This is a genomic window from Rhodococcus sp. SBT000017 (genome assembly GCF_003688915.1).
Classification (GTDB): Bacteria; Actinomycetota; Actinomycetes; order Mycobacteriales; family Mycobacteriaceae; genus Rhodococcoides.
On the sequence record NZ_REFU01000001.1, the window covers coordinates 3,766,681 to 3,783,633 of the forward strand.

18 protein-coding genes are annotated in these 16,953 nt (G+C 66.1%); 4 read left to right on the top strand and 14 right to left on the bottom strand.

The annotated features are described in order from the left end of the window. Positions 1-4 precede the first annotated feature (4 nt). The 7 genes from AYK61_RS17670 to AYK61_RS17700 are packed head-to-tail and all read right to left on the bottom strand — an operon-like array spanning position 5 to position 5,467. Positions 5-856 carry a GIY-YIG nuclease family protein gene (locus tag AYK61_RS17670; protein ID WP_121871765.1) on the bottom strand — a complete coding sequence of 284 codons (852 nt, stop codon included), beginning with the start codon at positions 854-856 and terminating at the stop codon, positions 5-7. Beyond that, positions 840-2,024 (bottom strand): DNA cytosine methyltransferase, encoded by a 1,185-nt coding sequence (locus AYK61_RS17675; RefSeq protein WP_237669259.1) that lies wholly within the window; start codon positions 2,022-2,024, stop codon positions 840-842. The genes AYK61_RS17670 and AYK61_RS17675 overlap by 17 nt, the downstream gene beginning before the upstream one ends. 48 nt (positions 2,025-2,072) lie before the next feature. Then, on the bottom strand, positions 2,073-3,017 hold the full coding sequence (locus AYK61_RS17680; RefSeq protein ID WP_147458347.1) for a copper resistance D family protein: 945 nt from the start codon (positions 3,015-3,017) through the stop codon (positions 2,073-2,075). A gap of 16 nt (positions 3,018-3,033) precedes the next feature. Further along, positions 3,034-3,522 (bottom strand): copper resistance CopC family protein, encoded by a 489-nt coding sequence (locus tag AYK61_RS17685; RefSeq protein ID WP_121872859.1) that lies wholly within the window; start codon positions 3,520-3,522, stop codon positions 3,034-3,036. A gap of 53 nt (positions 3,523-3,575) precedes the next feature. Then, positions 3,576-4,235, bottom strand: coding sequence for a YcnI family protein (locus tag AYK61_RS17690; RefSeq protein ID WP_121872860.1), 660 nt, complete (start codon positions 4,233-4,235; stop codon positions 3,576-3,578). 45 nt (positions 4,236-4,280) lie between these two features. Then, positions 4,281-4,802, bottom strand: coding sequence for a hypothetical protein (locus AYK61_RS17695; RefSeq protein WP_121871767.1), 522 nt, complete (start codon positions 4,800-4,802; stop codon positions 4,281-4,283). A 14-nt stretch (positions 4,803-4,816) separates the two neighbouring features. Next, positions 4,817-5,467 (bottom strand): DUF6474 family protein, encoded by a 651-nt coding sequence (locus AYK61_RS17700; protein WP_121871768.1) that lies wholly within the window; start codon positions 5,465-5,467, stop codon positions 4,817-4,819. 107 nt (positions 5,468-5,574) lie between these two features. Between AYK61_RS17700 and AYK61_RS17705 the strand changes: the two genes are divergently transcribed. Next, positions 5,575-7,173 carry a TM0106 family RecB-like putative nuclease gene (locus AYK61_RS17705; protein ID WP_237669716.1) on the top strand — a complete coding sequence of 533 codons (1,599 nt, stop codon included), beginning with the start codon at positions 5,575-5,577 and terminating at the stop codon, positions 7,171-7,173. Positions 7,174-7,207: 34 nt separating this feature from the next. Here AYK61_RS17705 and AYK61_RS17710 read toward each other — a convergent pair whose 3' ends face one another. The 5 genes from AYK61_RS17710 to AYK61_RS17730 form a co-directional block, all read right to left on the bottom strand. Further along, the gene (locus AYK61_RS17710) at positions 7,208-7,975 is read right to left on the bottom strand and encodes an SDR family NAD(P)-dependent oxidoreductase (protein ID WP_032397116.1); all 768 of its coding nucleotides are present in this window, start codon (positions 7,973-7,975) and stop codon (positions 7,208-7,210) included. Positions 7,976-8,090: 115 nt separating this feature from the next. Then, the gene (locus AYK61_RS17715; protein ID WP_121871770.1) at positions 8,091-9,107 is read right to left on the bottom strand and encodes a hypothetical protein; all 1,017 of its coding nucleotides are present in this window, start codon (positions 9,105-9,107) and stop codon (positions 8,091-8,093) included. Continuing rightward, complete coding sequence (locus AYK61_RS17720) at positions 9,104-10,288, bottom strand: ATP-binding protein (protein WP_121871771.1); 1,185 nt, start codon at positions 10,286-10,288, stop codon at positions 9,104-9,106. Before AYK61_RS17720 ends, AYK61_RS17715 begins: the two co-directional genes overlap by 4 nt. A 33-nt stretch (positions 10,289-10,321) precedes the next feature. Continuing rightward, positions 10,322-11,026 (bottom strand): TMEM165/GDT1 family protein, encoded by a 705-nt coding sequence (locus AYK61_RS17725; RefSeq protein ID WP_121871772.1) that lies wholly within the window; start codon positions 11,024-11,026, stop codon positions 10,322-10,324. Positions 11,027-11,233: 207 nt separating this feature from the next. Beyond that, on the bottom strand, positions 11,234-11,761 hold the full coding sequence (locus AYK61_RS17730) for a peptidase (RefSeq protein ID WP_121871773.1): 528 nt from the start codon (positions 11,759-11,761) through the stop codon (positions 11,234-11,236). Between the two features lie 158 nt (positions 11,762-11,919). Between AYK61_RS17730 and AYK61_RS17735 the strand changes: the two genes are divergently transcribed. Together AYK61_RS17735 and AYK61_RS17740 are read left to right on the top strand one after the other, a co-directional pair. Then, complete coding sequence (locus tag AYK61_RS17735; RefSeq protein WP_121871774.1) at positions 11,920-12,867, top strand: ABC transporter substrate-binding protein; 948 nt, start codon at positions 11,920-11,922, stop codon at positions 12,865-12,867. 1 nt (position 12,868) lies between these two features. Next, positions 12,869-13,789 carry a sucrase ferredoxin gene (locus tag AYK61_RS17740; protein WP_183130337.1) on the top strand — a complete coding sequence of 307 codons (921 nt, stop codon included), beginning with the start codon at positions 12,869-12,871 and terminating at the stop codon, positions 13,787-13,789. Positions 13,790-13,867: 78 nt separating this feature from the next. On the opposite strand, the gene AYK61_RS17745 is transcribed toward AYK61_RS17740, so the two are convergent. Further along, positions 13,868-14,491: a superoxide dismutase gene (locus tag AYK61_RS17745; protein ID WP_094614729.1), complete on the bottom strand. Its 624-nt coding sequence runs from the start codon at positions 14,489-14,491 to the stop codon at positions 13,868-13,870. A gap of 338 nt (positions 14,492-14,829) precedes the next feature. Here AYK61_RS17745 and AYK61_RS17750 point away from each other — a divergent pair, with 338 nt between their 5' ends. Next, positions 14,830-15,891, top strand: coding sequence for an acyltransferase (locus AYK61_RS17750; protein ID WP_121871776.1), 1,062 nt, complete (start codon positions 14,830-14,832; stop codon positions 15,889-15,891). Positions 15,892-15,985: 94 nt separating this feature from the next. On the opposite strand, the gene AYK61_RS17755 is transcribed toward AYK61_RS17750, so the two are convergent. Further along, positions 15,986-16,912: an LLM class F420-dependent oxidoreductase gene (locus tag AYK61_RS17755; RefSeq protein ID WP_183130458.1), complete on the bottom strand. Its 927-nt coding sequence runs from the start codon at positions 16,910-16,912 to the stop codon at positions 15,986-15,988. Positions 16,913-16,953: the final 41 nt, after the last annotated feature.

Genomic DNA, 16,953 nt, shown 5'->3' on the forward strand with positions numbered 1-16,953 from the left:
TTCGTCAGTAGTCGCTGAACAGGTCCAGCTCGCCGTCGTCCTCGGGCTCGTCCTCGGGTGCGTTGTCGGGACCGTCGTCACTGCGCTCGTGCAGCACCGAACCCACCAGGGCGGTGACGTCGATCGCGGCGGGATCGGGGATGGGATGTCCTTCGACGAAGGCGAGTCGCTCGGCCGACAGGTAGGCCAGGCGCACGGCCTGGACCACGAGGACGCGTCGTAGACCCTCGGAGACCTCGCCTCGTTCGCGGGTGACCGCTGCCAGCCGCGAGATGGTTTCGGCGCGGCGGGCGATGCGGATGTCGGGATGCCCACGCTCGCGGCGGGTCTGCTCGGAGATCAGGGACCGACGCAGCGACGCCGGGAGTGCGATGGGCTCCGAGACCGGCGGAATCTTCTCGTTCAGGATCGCCTTGTGCCGCGACTTGTCGATGGCCTCGAGGTACGCCGTGTACTCGTGCGCATTCAGATCACGCTCGGCTGTGCGGAATTGTTCTGCGCCGTCGGACTTCTTGAGATCCTCGTACTGCCACAGCGGCCAGATCTCGATCTCCGCGACCTCGAAGACGTCGAGCACCCGCATCGCGACGGCGTCGGTTCGCTGATTGGTCAGATGACGCTGCACCCGGACGCTGAGCTTCTCCTTGGTCTGCCCCACGTAGATCGGCTCGCCGTCGTAGTCGTAGAACGCATACACGCCCCATTTGGCTGCCGACCACACCCGGCCCTGATGGTCCCTCTCGCTCAGCACTTCTCGCAGAGCCGTGCGAAAGGACTGCACATCGTCCGCGGGAAGTGTGCTCTTGCGCGGCGCGATGGCAGATGACCGCAGCGAGGACCTACCGTGACTTGACATGCGCCGCAGCCGTATTCGATGAGTTCAGCGTCCCGGTGACCAGAGGCATCAGGTAGTGCTCGGCCAACCAGGCGACCACGGGAACGCACACCGCATCCCCGAACCCGAAGAGCGCCTGGTTGTTTCGCAGACCGTCGAGTGTGTACTCGCCCGCACCCATCAGGCGGGCGTACTCGAGTGGCGTCATCCAGCGCACCTGCAACCGGCCGTTGCCCATCTTGACCACCGCCTGCTTCGACGAACCGCCGCGGGCGGTGCGGAGGCAGCCGGAGATGTCGTCGGGGCGAGCCTCCCAGACGGCGACGCCGTTGCGGGTGCGACGGTAGGCGGTGCGGTAGCTGACCTTGCGGGCCTTCTTGAGAATCTCGATGCGCTGCAACTGAATCGGCGACAGCGACTGCGCGAACGCCGCGGTACGGGCTGTATCCCACCACCGCTCGTCGCGATAGTCCATGCGCTCGACCAGATCTCCCAGACCGCTGGTCAACGGAATCGGCGGACTCGGCAGCGGAGCCCGGTGGGTCAGCAACGTCGAATCGCCGTACACCGCCTGCAACCAATCCGGCCGAAGCTCACTGTTGGGATCGCGGGCATCCTCGGGGGGATTCTGCGCACCGATCAAGAACAGACGTGGACGCGACTGCGGAACGAAGCGTCGAGCATCGATGGTGAGGACATCCACCGAATAGCCGAGCTCGTTGAGCTCGCGAACCGCTGCGGCCAGATCGTCGCCGCCGTGACTGGTCGCCAGCCCGACGACGTTCTCCAGCGCCACCACCTCGGGTCGAGCATCACCGAGCTCGCTCAACACCCGCGTGAAATGCCGGAACGTCGAGGAATTCTTGCCCGCAAGCCCGGCCCGGCCGCCGGCCAACGACAAGTCGGTGCACGGAAACGACGCCCACGCCAACGACAGACCGTCGGGCAGATCGTCTCCTCGAGTGCGAGCGACATCGCCGAGTTGAAAATGGCCGGCATCGTCTCCGAAGTGCTGGCGATACATGTGGTGCTTGTCGCGCTCGATGTCGTTGGCCCACGAGACCTCGAAGCCGGCCTGCTCCAGGCCCATTCGCACCAAGCCGATACCGGCGAAGAACTCCGCGACAGTGTGGATCCGGCCGAGCGCAGGTGCGGAAGAACCACCCGGCACCACAGTCAACTTCGGCATGTACTCAGGCTAGTACAGCGCTCCGACAAGGTTGTGCCTACTGCCGGCTCAGGCAGTGGTCGCCAGCGCCGCGGCCAAGCCGAATGCCAGTGCCAGCAGGCAGACGTGCGCGGCCGCTCGCCCCACCGAGTGCTCCACCGTGGATCGGTGTGCGGCGACGGTCGGCAACCACGTCCCACGGATCCGGTGAGCCGACGCGATCAGGATCACCGTGGCGAGAACCTTGGCGAGAACGATTCGGCCGTAACCGGTCTCGACCACCGCCGTGAGGCTGTCGAGCTTCAGGACCGCGTCCAACACCCCGGTGGTGGCAACTCCGACGACGCACCAGAACGCGACTCGCGAATAGACCGGCAACAGCGTCGCCCACGCCGATTTGCTCCGCAGACTCAACGCCATCGCACCCAGTACACCGAGCCACACCGACGCGCACAGCACGTGCACGGCAACGGCAAAGGAGCCGAACGTGAACTGCGACATGTGCCCGGTGATCGGCCGAGCGACCAGTGCAAGGGACGCCAGCACGATCACCGGAGTCGGAGACCAGCTCGCCCCCGACCGATACCCGGCCACCCCGATGGCGCAGAGGGTGAGCGCCAGGATCACCGTCGCCGTACCCAGACGACCCACGGAGATGGAGGTTGCGAACGTGGCGAAAGCGCTCGGCGACAACGTCAGTGGCGTACGCCCGGCAGAATCGGCCGCCGCAGCGGCCAGCAGAACGAACTCGGCCACCGCCCACAGTCCCGACAGATAACCGATCGCGCGCCACATCACCAGCGAGTCGACGGCGGGGCGTCGGGAATCGGAATTGCCGTCCAGGACAGCGAGAACCCCGAACCCCAACACCACCGAGCCCGACGCCACCGCGATCACCCGTAGCCACGACGACCCACCGGGAAAGGTGGGGTACGCCAGCGCGAACGCCGCCGCGACCCCCAGCAACGCCGCAGCTGCGGCGGCGAGTACCAGCCGAACGCTTCTCTCGCCCACCGCAGCCACGTCGGTACTACTTCTGGTTCTTCGGCTTGCGCAGAGCGAATGCCAAAGCCCCGGCGAAAGCCAGAACCGCCACTGCGATCAGCGCGATCCGACCGTAGCCGCCGAGGAACGAACTCTCGGACTCCTCGGAGCTGCTCGACGCGTCGGCCGGTGCCCCGGGAGTTCCCGAACCCTCCTGCGTCAGCGTGAACGTCGCGGTACCGCTCACGGGGTGGCCGTCGGCCGAGGTGATGCGATACGCGAGGGTGTACTCGCCGATCGGTCCCAGTTCACCGACGTCGACGACGACGCTCTGACCTTCGACGCGTGCATCGCCCTCGGACCAGATGTTGCCGTCGGGCCCGACGACGTTGAGCGTGGCGAACTGCGACTGCGGCACCTCGTTGAACGTCACCGACGCCGTCGCCGGAGACGAGTCCAGGGACGAGCCGTCGGCCGGGCTGTACCCGGTGACCTGCGAATGCGCCGACGCGATCGGTGCGGCGAGCAACAGCATCAGCAGTGCCAGGGCCGAGACGACCAGTGCCTTCGTGGACACGGCGAGCGACTTCACGAGCGCCGCGCCCGGATCGTCGCGCCGATGCCCAGACCTGCTCCGACGGCACCGAGCACGAGCCCGACGCCGGCGAGCCAGCGGGCGGTGTTGTCCTCCGACGTCGACGACGCTTCGGCCGTTGCGGTGGTCTCGGTGTGGGCGCTGCCGTGCGCATCGCTGCTCGCTGCGGCGAGAGTCAGAGTGGGAGCAGGCAATTCGGGCTCGCTACCGTCCTCGGTCATCGGCTCATCCCAGTTCACGACCTCACCGTCGGTGTAGGTCTGGGTGGCCGGGAACGAGACGCTCTCCTGCTCGGGCAGCGGGCCCGCGGAGAGCAGGAACTGCTGGAACTGGCCCGGCCCGACCTCGGAACCGGGGTTCGCCGTCCACGTCACCGACACCGCGAGATCGGCCGAGTCCTTCTCGACGGTGGAGGTCCAGCCCGGAATGGGCTGCGTACGAGCCGAATTGAGGCCGGGGAGGGTCACCTTGACCGAGCTGGTCGAGGCGGTATCGGACTCGGTGGGAACGCGGAACGTCAGCACCGAATAGCCGCCCTGTGCGGCGTCGGGAGCGGAGACGACGACGTGTGCGGACGCTGCGCCTGCGCCGATCAGCAACGCGCCGACGGTGGCTCCTGAGACGAACAGGGTACGGGAAAGAGAGCTCTTCATGGGTTGGGTCATTTCTGTGCAGAGATGTGCGGAAAAGGATGTCGGTCAGAACCGAGACACCGGGGGCCCGCGGCGAGAGATGACCCAGTCGAGCGCAGTGCCGTCCACCGACGGAACCGCGACGGACATGGACACGCGACCGACGGCGGAACCGTCGGGCAGGGGAGTGAGGAGCGCGAGAACCGCTCGGACGATGGACGTGATCGGGCCGTAGAGGCGCTCGGCTGCGGCGATCGTGAGTCCAGCGACGACCGAGGCGGCCGCGTGGAAGGCGATCATCGTTGTGCTGGGCAACAGTGAGTGCGCGTGCATCTCCGCTGCGCTGCCGAGGCTCAGCGCGATGTGAGCGACGAGTTGGCCGGCCAGCAGAGCCGGGAGCAGTAGAACGGTCGAACGTCTGGGCAGGGCCGTCATGGCACCGATACCGATGCTGACGGCGATCAGCAGGGCCAGGGCGGAACCGTCTGCCCAGCCGCCGCCGGCCATGCCGTGTGCGGCCACCGCGAGCGTCGCGGTGACGATACCGACAGCTCCGCCGCGAAGCGGGGCGGCAGAGCTGTCGGTCATCGGTTGTGCAGGGGTCAGCGAACGCCGAGACGGGCGAGCAGATCGGCCTCGATGCCGTCCAGCTCTGCGGAGATGGCGGCGTGTGCGGTCTTGCGGCGAGCGGGCGGCATCTGCTCGGATGCGCGGACAGCGGTGGTCAGATCGTCCAGACGCTCGCTGATCGCGGCACCGAAGCTCTTGGTCTCTGGATCGGAGTGGCGCGCACCGATGGTGCTCAGCGACTTCTCGGCTCCGGCGATGCGGGCGCTGAGCTTGCCGCCGTGGCCGGTGTACTCGCTGAGCTGATCGGGAGCGACACCGAGTTGCTGCGCCTTGCGGCTGTCGAGCTGCGCGCGAACGACCGTCGCACCGCGGTAGAGGATGGGGGCCAACACCGGAATCAGCAGCCGAGCGATGCCGAGGTACTTGCGGATCTGAGCCACACTCAGCGTTCCCTGCACGGCAGCCTTCTGCTGGGCCTTCAGAGCAGAAACCTGGGCCTTCTCGACGTTCTTCTGGGACTTCGCTTCCACTGCGCTGAGCTTGCGCTGCGCCTTGGCGATGGACTTCAACTGCTTGCGCTCGTTCTTCGCGCCCAGCTTCGCTTCGAGTGTTGCCTTGTGCTTGAGCGCCTTGGCCTCTGCCTTGCGAGTGGCTCGACCCTTACGCTTGCGGAACAAACCCATCGAAAAGGCTCCTGACGTGTGCTGCTAGGCGGGAACAGTGCGTTACCCCCACCCTAAGGCAGTCGACGGTCGCGGGCTGTCGGAGGGCTGACCTAGTGTCTAGCAGTGTGAACGGTCAACGAGAAGCAGCGCCCGTGTTGCTCGATGCCGGATCGTTGACGCGGTGCAGGCATCGGCTCTATCTCGATACCGCGTACGGATCGTTGCTGCGTGGTGAACCCGAGAACCCAGGGGTACGGCAGCGCCGAGAAGCAGCTCAGGCTCACCGCGAGAACGTCCGCGCGCAGTTGGCCGTGGACGATCCGACGCTGTGGACCGAGATCGACGAACCCACTGCCCGCGACGCAGCCGACGCCACCGTCGCCGCCTGTCGGGCCGGAGTGGAACGCATCTGGAATGCGGTACTGCCCCTCGAACGCGATACCGGCCGACGCGGTCGCAGCGAATTGCTCGTCCGCGACGCGGCGGGCGGGTACATCCCGGTGATCGTGGTCAACCACAAGGTCACCGACCCCGGCCGCGGCGCGCGCACCACCCCACTCGACCGGTGGGCTCCGTCGTTCGACGAGACCCGCAAGGTGCGCAGTCAGCTACGCGACCAGCTCCGGCTCGCTCACCTGTATCGCATGTTGGCGCACGAGGGCCTGGCCACGGCCACACCCGTCGGCGGCGCAGTGGGCTACAAGGGCGAATGCATGCTGGTGCACGACCTCACCACGGTCCTCGGTGAATACGACACCCGCTTCGCAGACCGGCTCTCGGTTGCCCAGGGTGCCGCGTTCACCGTTCCCTCCCAGGTCAGTGAATGTCGTTCGTGTTCGTGGTGGTTCGACTGCAAGCCGCAACTCGAGGCCGTTCGTGACGTCTCCCTGGTCGCGTCGGGCTCTCGCGCCGATGTGCTGCGCAGTGCCGGCGTGCGCACCATCGACGAGTTGGCGCAGTGGACCGGCCCGGCCCCCGAGGAATGGCCCTTCGGAAACTTCGACGACGCCGTGTCCGCGGCGCTGGCCTGGCGAGCCGACGTGCCATTGCTGCGGCGCTCGGAGACCGTGACGGTGCACCGCGCTGACGTCGAGGTGGACGTGGACATGGAGAGCTACCAGGAACACGGTGCCTACCTGTGGGGCACGCTGCTCACCGAGGCAGGCGGGCCGCCGCCGACGTACCGCGGTTTCGTCACCTGGGACCCGCTGCCGACCGTGGACGAGGGCCGCTCGTTCGCGGTGTTCTGGAACTGGTTGATGGACACCAGGGCCGATGCGGCCGCGCGCGGCAAAACCTTTGCTGCGTACTGCTATTCGCGTCAAGCCGAGGACAAATGGCTGCTCGATTCGGCCCGTCGATTCGCGGACGTTCCCGGGGTTCCTACCGAGGCGCAGATTCGCGAGTTCATCGACAGCGAGCAGTGGGTGGATATCTACCAGGCCGTGAGCGATCAGTTCATCTGCCCGAACGGCAAGGGACTGAAGAAGATTGCGCCGGTCGCAGGATTCGCGTGGCGTGACGACGAGGCCGGCGGCGAGGCGTCGATGGGGTGGTATCGGGAAGCCGTCGGATACGACGCGGAGCCCGACCACACGCAGCGCGAGCGACTGCTCGTCTACAACGAGGACGATGTTCTGGCGACGAAAGTGTTGCGCGAGTGGATGTCCGACCGCGCGGAGAACGAGATCCCGACGGTGGCGGACCTGCGCGCTCGCGCGTGACCCCGCCTCGATCGGCGGGGCCACGTAGTAACTTCTAGCGCGGAGCCATGCGGATCGCGCCGTCCATGCGGATGGTTTCGCCGTTGAGGTAATCGTGCTCGGCGATCATCTGGACCAACTGCGCGTACTCGGTGGGCTGCGCCAGACGTGAGGGGAACGGTACCGAGGCCTCGAGGCCCTGACGGTATTCCTCGGTGACGCCGGCCAGCATCGGGGTGTCGACGATGCCGGGCGCGATCGTATTGACGCGGATGCCGACCTGGGCCAGGTCGCGAGCTGCGGTGATGGTCATCGCGTGCACGCCGCCCTTGGACGCGGTGTACGCGATCTGGCCGATCTGGCCCTCGAACGCCGCGACCGACGCGGTGTTGATGACGACGCCGCGCTGGCCCGCATCGTCGACGGTCGACTGCGACTGCATCCGGTTCGCGGCCAGCCGCATCACGTTGAACGTGCCGAGCAGGTTGATGGTGATGACGGTGCGGAACAGCTCGAGATCGTGCGGTCCCTTCTTGGACAGGATGCGTCCCGCCCAGCCCACGCCTGCGCAGTTGACGACGATGCGCAGGGGAACACCGGATGCGACGATGGTATCCAGCGCGGCCTCGACCTCTGCTTCGCTGGTCACGTCCGCGGGGAGCAGTGTCACCCCGGCCGGGACGCTGTCTCCGGCACGCTCGATGGACTGCGGCAGATCGAGCCCGAACACGGTGACGCCCGCGGCGGCCAGACGCGCTGCCGTAGCGGCTCCGAGGCCCGATGCCCCGCCGGTGACAAGTGCTGCTGTTCCTGAAATCTCCACGTCGTACGATCCCCTTCGCTCACAGTGACGGGCCGCGGCACAGGCAGCGACCTCGTGGTCGTTCTGCACCATAACCGGCGGGGGACCTCATGTGCCGTCGGGCACCGAAGATCCATCACCGCCGGATGTGACCGGAGTGGTCGTACTCGACTCGGTGCGCACCCTCGCCCAGGTCGTCGAGCAGAATCGTCGCCGCCACGGGGCGGCCCGGAGGCAGGAGCCGGACCGTCACCGCGCCCGCTTCGGCGGCATCGAGCGCACTCGACGCGGCGGTCACGATGCGTTCTCGGACGTCGTCGTCCAGTGCGTTCGGGGATCGGTCGTCGAGCATCATCACCTCCACCCCGCGGGCCCGCGCAGACCTGGCGGCGCGAGCGAGGTCGGGCCGAACCAGACCGCGGGCGCGCAGGGTGTCGCGAAGTTCGGCTTCGAGCAGCCGACACGCGAGGACTTCCTCGTCGGTGGGATCGGGACCGTCGGCGATGCGCTGCAGCAACGGACGGGCCAACGCGTCGAGACTGGCCAGGCGAGCGTCGCGTTCCTCGAGTACGGCCGCCGCAGCGGCCCGAGACGCGATACGAACCGTCGACTGGGTGCGCAGCGCGAAAATGGCCGCAGCCAGCGGACGTATGGTGAACGCGAAGAACGTCGACATCAACAGCGGTGCGATGTTGATGGCGCTGAACGAGAGCCCGTACAGAAATCCTTGACCCGTCATCGCCGCCCACCCGATGGCCACGGACATGGTCAGTGCCAGCCCGAGCCACGCGGCCAGGGTGCGACCGCGCACGCACATGAAGGTGTAGATCACCACCGACATCCCCAGGGGCCAGGTCTGCAGGCTTCCGGTCAGTGGAACCGGCAGGACGGCGAAGACAGCCGATGCGGCGACCGGTCCCGATACGGTCAGCAGAGCTGTTGCGCGTGTCCCCAGCGGATCACCTGGGGCACCGAGCAACACGACGACGGCTCCGGCGAACACGAGAACCGCTGCATACGGTGGCCATACCGCCGACACCCCGTCCAGCGTCGCCGTGGCGCACACCGCACACGCGAGGACATAGAACACGGCGACGGCATAGGCGGCCGTCGACTTCATCGACAGCAGATCGCGGATGTCCTGGCCGTTCATCGCTTCCAGCCCAATCGCACGATGGTGCCTGCGGCGGAGGATTCGATCTCGGCCGATCCGCCCTCGAGCTGACGCATCCGGCCCTCGATGCTGACGGCGACGCCAAGTCGATGGGGCGGCACCGAACGTCGATCGAAACCGATGCCGTCGTTCTGCACGGTGATGTGCATCGACGACGGGGCCAGCTCCACGACAACCGAACGGTGCGATGCCCTGGCGTGAATTCGACTGTTGCGGAGCGCTTCTGCCAGTGCTGCAGCGATGGCTCGTACCGTGTCGGCCGGATAGGCCTCCGTGAGCTCGGGCGCGCCCTCGTTCACGGTGAATTCGATCGATTCGTCGACCGTCGTTGCGGCAGAACGAAGCTGAGCCAGAGCCTCGTCGGCCGAGAATGTCTCGGAGACGGTGCCTGTGGTCAGCTCGTCCAGATGTGTCAGAGCCGAGCGGGCCTGACGGGCCAGGCTCGGCGTGCGGCCATGGCGGGCAACGGCGAGCAGCGACGACATGACCTCGTCGTGGATCAGCGCATCGAACCGTTCGCGTTCGACCTCGCGCGCGGTGGCCGCGGCCGCCCGGGCTGCGTCGTCGTGCGTCGTCGAGATCGTGGCGTCGAGAATGCGTCCGGTACGTACCGCGGCCAGCGTTGCGGCGACGAACACCGTGCAGAACATCATTGCGAAGAAGATCTCCGCAACGATGTTGCTGCGGGGGAACGGTTCTCGGACAGCGTGATTGGTGAGCTGCACGAGAACGACGCTGACGGTCATGTGGACGAACGCCGGGACGGGGTGCCACACCGTGGCGGCCGCGAGTGCCGCAAGGCCGGGAAACACCGAGAGAAAGGTCCCGGCCTGATCGAAAGTGGTTCCGTCCCAGGCCACCCACCACAGCGCGGCCATGATCGGGAACGTCGATGCTGCTATCGAGCCGGCGATCCTGATGGCGGCGATACTCGGATGAAAAGTCATGGCCCCGAACGCGAAACCACTGCCGAACACGACCGCAACAGTGACCGGAGTCCACCAACCGGGAACCACCTCGCTGCTCCGTGCGATGTTCGGGATCAGCAGAAGCAGATAGATGAGATAGCCGGTACCGACGAAACGGCCGAAGATTCTGATCAACCGATCGGTCGAATGGTGCGCCGCGTCGGTCTTGCTCACCTGCTGGTCGTTGTTCATGCACCCCTCCCGGGAGAGGAGTGTAAACCAAGGTCAGGCGCGTTCGGTGGTGGTCTGCTTCTCCGATTCCCGCGCTGCCCTGGTGCGGGAGCGCCGAACGAACACGGCGACGACGACAGCGGAGATCACGACGACCGCTCCGGCAGCGATGTACGGGGCAGCGGTGCCGGGCATCAGGCCCTCGAAGAACAGGACGGCACCGAAGACGAAGAACAGAATGGCCGCGCCGTACTGGATCATGCGCTCCGGCAGGTGCTTTCCGAGTACCGCGCCGACAACGATGGCGAGTGCATCGGCCGCGACCATGCCGATCGTCGAGCCGATCCACACACCCACCCAGTCGTTGTCGGCGGCGAGAGTGACGGTGGCCAGCATCGTCTTGTCACCGAGCTCGGCAAGGAAGAACGCCGACGCGATCGCAAGGAACGCGGATTTGGTGACCCGGGAGGCTTTCGCGCCTTCGTCGTCGGACAGGGAGTCGCCGCGCAGCGTCCAGAGTCCGAAGACGACGAACGCGATGCCGCCGACGATGGAGATCAGCTCGGTGGGGATCGACACCCCGAGGAAGTGGCCGACAGCGACCGAGACCAGGTGCACGACGGTGGTGGCAACGGTGATGCCGCCGATGACGACGTACCACTTGTAACGCAGGGCGAACGTCATGGCCATGAGCTGGGACTTGTCACCCAGCTCGGCGACGAAAATGACAGCGAAACTCAACAGTAATGCGGACAGCACAGCGGACTCCTCGGTCGTCGAACGGACCGAAGGTCTCGCCCACCGAATCTCTCCGGTTCACCGTGCCGGGCAGCAGAAGCGGCCAGTATGTCGACACGATGATTGGGGGCTACTCCCCTTCGCTGCAGACGACTGTAGGGGCCTCGACGCGAAATGTCCAATGCGCCAGTAAGTTTGGGTTCCCGAAAATTCGTGTGCGGACAGCGGTCAGGATGCGAGGAGCATCGCCAAAACTGCAGTATCGGGATCGCTGATGGGATCGAGACCCACCCGACTGACCATCGAGGTCACCGTGCCGTCGGACTCGGCCTCGACCCAGGCCGCCCGATGGTCGAGCCCGAGGTGCGGAAGGCCGGGGAGCAGAACGCATCCGGACGCCGCACCCGCACACTCCGGGAGCGACGGCGTCGTCTCCGACGGCGGATGCAGCATCAGCAATGCGGCCGGTTGATGCGCGGCGAACCGTCCGGGAGCCAGCGCGAAATCGCCGATCACCGGCCCCTCGGCGACGACCAACCCGACCGTCCCCGGCGCGGGGTCGTCGGGCAATTCCTCACGCACCCCGAACACGGTCGACGTTGCCAACAGGCCCGGCATCGAGGCCACCCGCACGGCGAGGGCCAGAAACTGCGCCCATTCCTTGGTGGTGTCCGGCCAACGGCCGGAGATCACGAATCCGCGCAGCAGACCGGCGGCATGAAACGGTGAAACACCGATGAGATCTCGCTCGTCCATCTCGATCGTTCCTCCCAGACAGGTACAGGGCTCGAAGCCGGGTACACGACGTTGGGTAGGAAGAGAATGACGCGAAAACGGCTGGCACACAAGATGGGGAGAGTGCCAGCCGAAACGTAGCCGCCCCGCGGTGGATCGCCGCCGGATACTCTTCTTCGATGAAATTCGGAGAAAGAGGTGGGCGGCTCGGCGTCGCGGCCGCGTCCTGCATCGTGGCTTTCGCGGTGACCGCGTGCAGCGCGGACGCGTCGAGCACGCAGGAGAACACAGGTGACGTCCGCACCGCGCAACATGCCTTCGGTGAGACGAGCATTCCGGTGGATCCGCAGCGCGTTGCCGTGCTCGACGGAGACCGCACGCTCGAAGCGGTCGTGGCTCTGGGAGTGCAGCCGGTCGCAGCAGTGAAGCCGCCGCTCACCGGAGACTATGCGCCCGTCGTGCGTGCCCGTCTCGCCGCCGAACCGGTGGACATCGGATCGGCCGACTCCGACATCGACATCGAGGCCCTGACGGCTGCCGGACCGGACCTGATCGTGATGCGAACGGAGGGTGAGGACGGTCGCGCGTTGTTCGACCGCGTCGCCCCGATCGCACCGACCGTCGTCGTGGACTACGCGCCGGCGTCGTGGCAGAGCACTCTCGAGCAGGTGGCGGAATTCTTCGGCCAGCAGGACACGGCCGAGAACCTGTTGGCCGACTATCGGCGCACGGTGGACGAGTCGCAGGCTCGGGCACCGCGCGAGGGCAGCACGTTGACCATCGCACGGGTGCGCGCCGACTCGCTTCGGTACATGACGCAGGACGGCTCGTTTCCCTACTCGGTGCTCGCCGATCTGGGCTACCGGGCCCCTGCGCAGCAAGACCGCGGATCGGACGCGATGCAGACCGTCGACGTCAGTCCCGAGCTGATCGACGTGATGGACGCCGACGACATCGTTCTGCTGACCGACGCGGGTACGGAGGACGCCGTGGCGCAACTGCGGCAGAACCCGCTCTTCACCGGACTCGGTGCCCGGGTGACCGAACTGCCGTCCAAGGACTACCTCTTCGGCAACGTACTCACCGCACAGGCGTTGGTGGAGACCGCGTCCGAACTCGGTGGGTGAGGTGTCGGCATCCGAACGCTGGGGCGGCTGCGCTGCGGTTGCCCGAGAGCGAGACGAATCGTTGCGCGGAACGGCAGCACGGGCCGATGGGTGGGTGCTGATCGAACATCGAGGCCCCTGGGGCCGCGAACCGTGGGGGCCGGACGGTCCGCTGGGTCGAATCGGCGTCGAACTTGCACGTCGCTGTGCGGCGGCCTCGGTACGTCCCCAGCTGGTACGTGACACTCGGCTGCCACGGAATTCGACCGATGTGCGGCGAATCTTCCTCGTGCATTCGGGCCGTTCGGGTCCGTGGGCGGAGCAGTACACGGTCGACGCGGTCGAGCAGGTGCTCGAGCTGCCGCTGGAAGCCGCTTCGGGCGATACCCCACCCGGCCTCGGGATATCTGTCGAGCAGCCGCTGTACCTGGTGTGTACGCACGGGAAAAAGGATCCGTGCTGCGCGGTGTTCGGTCGGCCCGTCGCGGCTGCGCTGAGTCGGCCCGAGGGGCGGGTATGGGAATCGACGCATCTCGGCGGCGACCGGTTCGCAGCCGGAATGGTGGCACTGCCGGAGGGCAGCTACTACGGCAACCTCACGCCGGCGAATGCTCAGGCAGTGGTGGACCGCCACGACCGCGGACAGCTGTCACTGCAGAACTACCGCGGCCGGTGTACCGACGACACCGCAGGTCAGATCGCGGAACACGCCGTGCGCACCGAATACGACATGACCGGAATCAACGACGTACGTCCGAGTGCGGCCACATCCTCGGACGGCGGCACCGACGTCATCGTCGCAACGACAACGGGCTCGGTGCACGTGCACGTGACTCCGAGTCCCGAGGCCCCGCGCAGAACGACCTGCCGCTCCGAGGCCTTCGCGACGCCCGACCACGGAATCACCTCGATTCGGCCGATCCCAGCAGCCGACCGGGCCTGAATTCGAAACGAGACAGGGCCACCGCATTCGTTGCGGTGGCCCTGTCTGCGATTGCTCGACTGTCGGCAATCTCGTCGGTTACGGGAAGATCAGACCCGGGGTCTTCGACGTTGCGGCCTCGAAACGAGCCTGGACGTCGGCCCAGTTGACGACGTTCCAGAACGCCTTCACGTAATCGGCCTTGACGTTCTTGTACTGCAGGTAGAAGGCGTGCTCCCACATATCGACCTGGAGCAGCGGGATGATGCCCAGCGGCACGTTGGCCTGCTGATCGTAGAGCTGGAAGGTGAGCAACTTCTTGCCCAGCGAGTCGTAGCCCAGAACGGCCCAGCCGGAGCCCTGCAGGCCGTTGGCGGCAGCGGTGAACTGTGCGCGGAACTTGTCGAACGAACCGAACTGGTCGTCGATCGCAGCAGCGAGCTCACCCTCGGGCTTGTCGCCACCGTTGGGCGAGAGGTTCTTCCACCAGATGGAGTGGTTGACGTGGCCACCGAGGTGGAACGCGAGGTTCTTCTCCAGCAGGAAAATGGCTGCATGATCTTCGTTGTCACGCGCTGCCGCGAGCTTTTCGACCGCGGTGTTCGCGCCTGCGACATAGGTGGCGTGGTGCTTGGAATGGTGAAGCTCGTTGATCTCGCCCGAGATGTGCGGCTCGAGGGCGGAGTAATCGAAATCAAGGTCGGGCAAGGTGTACTCGGACACGTGGTTCCCTTCTCTAACGACGCCGTACCCATCATGTGATGCGGGCACGTTCGTCCTACTGCGGATCTTTCGTAGGGTTCAACCCAATCTCATTCCTACCCCCAGTGCAACAGTTGTAACCGAGATGCTTTTCTCGGAATAAATTCGTGTGAACGAGACAGTCGAATTGTTCGCCTGTGAATCCGCTCCGAATATCACGAAACAGTTGCGGAGTAGCTGCGGATTGGTCCAATACATGAACGGAACCTAAACTCGCGGGTGTGAATGGGGACCGACCGAGCCAGAACACGGTCGACGAGTCCGCCGCCACCCAGCCCGTCGATGCGCCCCGAGTCCAGATGGACGGTGCCGACCTCCTCCGCGTCATCGCCGTCCTCGCGGTGTTGTACTCCCACATCTCGTTCTATCTGCTCGACGACATCGGCGGCGGCTGGTGGATGATCGACGTCGTCAACACCGTTCTCGTCGACGGTGCCGGCCTCACCCTGCACCTGTCGTTCGTCGGCGTCAGCATCTTCATGCTGCTCACCGGCCTGCTGATCACCCGATCCGCCATGCGGCAATCGCGTCGGGACTTCATGGTCGCGCGCCTCGCCCGTCTCGTCCCCGCCCTCTGGTTCGCCGTCGCGATGGCCGTCATCCTCGTCAAACTCGGACTCAACGGGATGTTCAGCGGCCAACCCGGCATCACCAACGGCGAGGCGTTTCTCAGCTTCTTCCTCGGCGGCTTCTTCCTCCGCCCCGAAGTCGCCGTCCTCGGTGTCACCTGGACCCTCGTCGTGCAGATCGCGTTCTACCTCTACTGCGTCTCGATGCGCGGAACGCTGCGCACCAGGCCCATCGTCGTACCGCTGGTCGGAGCCGCACTGTGCGCGCTGGTGATCGTCTACAACCTCTACCTACCTCAGCCCTACACGGTTCCGTTTCTGACCAAGGTCGCAGGAGTGCTCCCCACCCTGTTCCTCGGACAGATCGCCTACCTCGCATGGGCACGACTCGTCACCTGGCGATGGGTCGTCGTCGGCGTCATCGCGCAGATCGAAGTGATTCGACTCGCCATCGAAGTCCACACCTTCTGGATGGATGGCACCTACCTCTGGACCCTGCTGGTCGTCACCGCCACCGTCCTGATCCTCGCCCGATACGACGGACCCATCACCCGCTGGCCCATCGTCCGATGGATCGGCACCCGCAGCTACGCGATCTACCTGATCCACACCCTCGTGCTCTACCGCATCTACGCAACCGTCGAACCGCACCTGGGCCCCAGCGCCGCCGTCCTGGCATTCCTGGCCGGAACCGCCGCACTCGCCGAAATCACGTACCGATGGATCGAACTGCCCGCCGCACGACACATCAGCGCGCACTACGCACGCCTACGCGCCCGATCCGCCGCCTGACCGAGGCCCCCTGGGTACTCAATGTGACGTTCAGTGGACTTTTGGGCACTCAATGTCACGTTGAGTGGACTTTGGGCGGCGCGATTCGGTGGGGTCAGAGCTGCTGGAGAACCTCGGATGCGACGAGTTCGAGGTGATCGAGGTCGGTGAGGTCCATGGTCTGCAGGTACACGCGTGTCGCGCCGATGGCTCCGAAGCTGCCGATTCTGTCGACGAGTTCGGCGGGGCTACCGGCGGCACCGTTCTCGCGTAGCTCCGATACCTCGCGGCCGATGGCGGCGGCGCGTCGTGCAATTTCTTCTTCGGTGCGGCCGCAGCAGAGGACGAGGGCGTTGGAGTAGACGAGCGAGTCGGGGTCGCGATCGGCGGCTGTGCAGGCTGCGCGGACTCGACCGAACTGGGTCTCGGTGTCGGCCAGGGAGGCGAAGGGGATGTTGAATTCGTCGGCGTACTTCGCGGCGAGTGCTGGGGTGCGCTTCTTGCCTCCGCCGCCGATGACGATGGGCGGGTGGGGTGTCTGCACCGGCTTGGGGAGCGCAGGGGAGTCGGTGACGGGGTAGTGAGTGCCTGCGTGCGAGAAGGGCTCGCCGACGGGTGTGTTCCACAGTCCGGTGATGATGGCCAGTTGCTCCTCTAGTCGGTCGAAGCGTTCGCCGAGCGGCGGGAACGGAATGCCGTAGGCCTTGTGCTCGTCCTCGAACCAGCCGGCTCCGAGGCCGAGGTCCACGCGACCACCGCTCATGGCGTCGACCTGGGCGACGCTGATGGCGAGCGGCCCCGGGTAGCGGAAGGTCGCAGAGGTGACGAGGGTGCCCAGTCGAATGGTCGAGGTTTCGCGGGCGAGCCCGGCCAGGGTGATCCACGCGTCGGTGGGTCCGGGGCCGCCGTCGCCGCTCATCGCGAGGTAGTGGTCGGACCGGAAGAATGCGCCGTAGCCGAATTCCTCGGCAGCTTTCGCGACGCGGAGCAGTTCGTCGTACGTGGCGCCCTGTTGCGGTTCGGTGAAGACGCGTAGCTCGATGGAAGTCATGTTCGTCAGCCTAAACAGAGGATTCACGGGAC

Coding starts and splice junctions, on each gene's coding strand:
- AYK61_RS17670 (WP_121871765.1), bottom strand. CDS start 856: ATGTCAAGTCACGGTAGGTCCTCGCTGCGGTCATCTGCCATCGCGCCG.
- AYK61_RS17675 (WP_237669259.1), bottom strand. CDS start 2,024: ATGCCGAAGTTGACTGTGGTGCCGGGTGGTTCTTCCGCACCTGCGCTC.
- AYK61_RS17685 (WP_121872859.1), bottom strand. CDS start 3,522: ATGCTGTTGCTCGCCGCACCGATCGCGTCGGCGCATTCGCAGGTCACC.
- AYK61_RS17690 (WP_121872860.1), bottom strand. CDS start 4,235: ATGAAGAGCTCTCTTTCCCGTACCCTGTTCGTCTCAGGAGCCACCGTC.
- AYK61_RS17695 (WP_121871767.1), bottom strand. CDS start 4,802: ATGACCGACAGCTCTGCCGCCCCGCTTCGCGGCGGAGCTGTCGGTATC.
- AYK61_RS17700 (WP_121871768.1), bottom strand. CDS start 5,467: ATGGGTTTGTTCCGCAAGCGTAAGGGTCGAGCCACTCGCAAGGCAGAG.
- AYK61_RS17715 (WP_121871770.1), bottom strand. CDS start 9,107: ATGAACGGCCAGGACATCCGCGATCTGCTGTCGATGAAGTCGACGGCC.
- AYK61_RS17720 (WP_121871771.1), bottom strand. CDS start 10,288: ATGAACAACGACCAGCAGGTGAGCAAGACCGACGCGGCGCACCATTCG.
- AYK61_RS17730 (WP_121871773.1), bottom strand. CDS start 11,761: ATGGACGAGCGAGATCTCATCGGTGTTTCACCGTTTCATGCCGCCGGT.
- AYK61_RS17735 (WP_121871774.1), top strand. CDS start 11,920: ATGAAATTCGGAGAAAGAGGTGGGCGGCTCGGCGTCGCGGCCGCGTCC.
- AYK61_RS17750 (WP_121871776.1), top strand. CDS start 14,830: ATGGACGGTGCCGACCTCCTCCGCGTCATCGCCGTCCTCGCGGTGTTG.